The sequence below is a fragment of the Lysobacter sp. Root604 genome (assembly GCF_001427505.1).
Classification (GTDB): Bacteria; Pseudomonadota; Gammaproteobacteria; order Xanthomonadales; family Xanthomonadaceae; genus Lysobacter.
On record NZ_LMGS01000004.1, the window covers coordinates 1 to 3,373 of the forward strand.

The following is a 3,373-nucleotide window of genomic DNA, read 5'->3' on the forward strand; positions in this document are numbered from 1 at the left end:
AGGAGGGCCTGCGCGCGCGCCTGGTTGCGGTCGATGGCGTGCCGCACCAGGTCTTCGCACCCGAAGACATCGGCTTCGCCCTGGCCGAGCACGACCTCTCGCAGTTGCCCGCCGAAGCCCGCGAGCAGGCGGTACGCGAGCAGGCGATCGACGAAGCGGGCGCGCCCTTCGACTTGAGCCAGGGGCCGCTGATCCGCGGTCGCTTGCTGCGTACGGGCGACGAGGAACACGTGCTGCTGATTACCCAGCACCACATCGTCAGCGACGGCTGGTCGATCGGTATCATCATTCGCGAGTTCGCGCAGTTGTACGCGGCCTACAGCGANCACGTGCTGCTGATTACCCAGCACCACATCGTCAGCGACGGCTGGTCGATCGGTATCATCATTCGCGAGTTCGCGCAGTTGTACGCGGCCTACAGCGAGGGGCGGGCCGACCCGTTGCCGGCGCTGGACATCCAGTACGCCGACTACGCGGCTTGGCAGCGCGGCTGGCTGCAAGGCGAGGAACTGGAGCGGCAGACGGCGTTCTGGCGCGATCACCTGTCGGGCGCACCGGCCCTGCTGGAGTTGCCGACCGACCGTGCGCGGCCGCCGGTGCAGCGTTATGCCGGGTCCGTGGTGCCGGTGGCGTTGTCGGCCGAGTTGGCCGGCAAGCTGCGCGTGCTGGCGCAGTCGCACGGCACCACNCGTTATGCCGGGTCCGTGGTGCCGGTGGCGTTGTCGGCCGAGTTGGCCGGCAAGCTGCGCGTGCTGGCGCAGTCGCACGGCACCACGTTGTTTGCGGTGTTGCTGGCCGGCTGGTCGCTGCTGCTGTCGCGGCTGTCGGGTCAGGACGATGTCGTCGTCGGCGTGCCGGTGGCCAACCGGCAGCGGCGCGAGGTGGAGGCGCTGGTCGGCTTCTTCGTCAACACGCTGGCCTTGCGTACGCGCCTATCGGAGCCGTTGACGGTGGCCGGCCTGCTGGCGCAGGTGAAGGAAACGACGCTGGAGGCGTTCGCGCACCAGGAGCTGCCGTTCGAGCAGGTGGTGGAAGCGGTACAGCCTGCGCGCAGCCTGAGCCACAGCCCGCTGTTCCAGGTGATGCTGTCCTTGAACAACACGCCCGGCGGCGATGCGATGGAGCTGCCTGGCCTGACGCTGTCGCAGGTGCAAAGCGAGCACACCATTGCGAAATTCGACCTGTCGCTGTCGTTGAACGACGGCGGCACGGGCCTGCATGGCGGCATCGACTATGCGGCGGACCTGTTCGACCGCAGCACGGTCGAACGCTTCGCTGGCCACTTCATGACTTTGCTGGAGGCGATGGCCACGTCCGACACGCAGACCGTCGCCACGCTGCCGATCACGACGGCTGTGCAGCAGGCGCAGGTGCTGGAAGGCTTCAATGCCACGGCGACCGACTATCCGAAGGATGCGCTGATCCACGAACTGTTCGAGCGGCAGGCGACCGCGCAGCCGGATGCGGTGGCGGTGGTTTACGAAGACCACCNGGCCTGCATGGCGGCATCGACTATGCGGTGGACCTGTTCGACCGCAGCACGGTCGAACGCCTCGCTGGCCACTTCATGACTGTGCTGGAGGCGATGGCCGTGTCCGACGCGCAGGCCGTCGCCACGCTGCCGATCATGACGGCCGTGCAGCGGGCGCAGGTACTGGAAGGCTTCAATGCCACGGCGACCGACTATCCGAAGGATGCGCTGATCCACGAACTGTTCGAGCGGCAGGCGACCGCGCAGCCGGATGCGGTGGCGGTGGTTTACGAAGACCACCGTCTGACGTACGGCGAGCTGAATGCGCGGGCGAACCAGGTGGCGCATTACCTGCTGTCGCAGGGCGTGAAGCCGGACGACCGGGTGGCGATCTGCGTGGAGCGCAGCCTGGAGATAGTGGTGGGGCTGCTGGGGATACTGAAGGCGGGCGGGGCGTATGTGCCGCTGGATCCCGATTATCCGGCGGAGCGACTGGCGTACATGCTGGAGGACAGTGCGCCGGTGGCATTGCTGACGCAGGCGACGTTGGAGGAGCGCTTGCCGGTATGCGGCGTGCCCACGCTGCGGTTGGATACCAGCGAAGACCGGGCGTTACTGGCGGCACAGCCGACGCATAATCCGGATCCACATGCGCATGGCCTGAGCTCGCGGCGCCTGGCGTACGTGATCTACACGTCCGGATCGACCGGCACGCCCAAGGGCGTGATGGTCGAGCACCGTAACGTGAACCGGCTGGTGATCAACAACCCGTATTTCCAGGCCGGTGACGACGACTGCCTGGTGCACGCGGCCAATCCGGCCTTCGACGCGGCGACCTGGGAAATCTGGGGCGCGTTGCTCAATGGCGCGCGGCTGCTGGTGCTGCCGCCGGCCGATGTGCTGGATGCGCGTCGATTCGACGCGCAACTGCTGGCCCACGGCGCCACGGCGATGTGGATGACGGTCGGCCTGTTCAACCAGTACGCGCCGAGCATGCAGGCGTCGCTGGCGCAGCTGCGCTATCTGCTGGTCGGCGGCGACGTACTCGATCCGCGCACGATCCGCAGCGTGCTGGCGCAGGCGCAGCGTCCGGCGCACCTGATCAACGGTTACGGCCCGACCGAGACCACGACGTTCGCTTGCACGCACCTGATCGAGGCACTGGCCGAAGACGCCACTTCGGTACCGATTGGCCGTCCGATCGCGAACACGCAGGTCTACATTCTGGATGCGCATGGCGCACCGGTGCCGGTCGGTGTGGCGGGCGAGCTTCATATCGGCGGCGATGGCGTGGCGCGCGGCTATCTGAACCAGCCGGCGCTGACGGCCGAGCGGTTCGTGCGCGATCCGTTCAGTGCCGATCCGCAGGCACGCATGTACAAAACCGGCGACCTGGGTCGCTGGCTGCCGGACGGCACCATCGAGTACCTGGGGCGCAACGATTTCCAGGTGAAGATCCGTGGCTTCCGCATCGAGCTGGGCGAGGTCGAGGCCAAATTGAGTGCCTGCGCCGACGTGCGCGAGGCGGTGGTGCTGGCGCGGGAGGACGTGCCGGGCGACAAGCGGCTGGTGGCGTATGTGGTGCCGTCGGCGGGAGCGGAGCCGACGGGGGTGCAGTTGCGCGAAGCGCTGCAAACGCAGTTGCCCGAGTACATGGTACCGAGCGCCTTCATGGTGCTGGACGCGTTCCCGCTGACGCCGAACGGCAAGCTCGATCGCAAGGCGTTGCCCGCGCCGGACGGCAGCTCGCTGGTGCAGCGCGAGTACGAAGCGCCGCAAGGCGAGATCGAACAGGGGCTGGCCGAGATCTGGCAGTCGCTGCTGAAGATCGAACAGGTGGGTCGCCACGATCACTTCTTCGAACTGGGCGGCCATTCCCTGCTGGCCGTGCAGTTGGTCTCG

At 67.3% G+C, this 3,373-nt stretch carries 1 protein-coding gene; it reads left to right on the forward strand.

Annotated elements, in window-relative coordinates; genetic code table 11:
• Nucleotides 1–1,519: 1,519 nt before the first annotated feature.
• On the forward strand, nucleotides 1,520–3,373 hold a 1,854-nt coding region (locus ASD69_RS22450; RefSeq protein WP_200943969.1), incomplete at its 3' end, for a non-ribosomal peptide synthetase.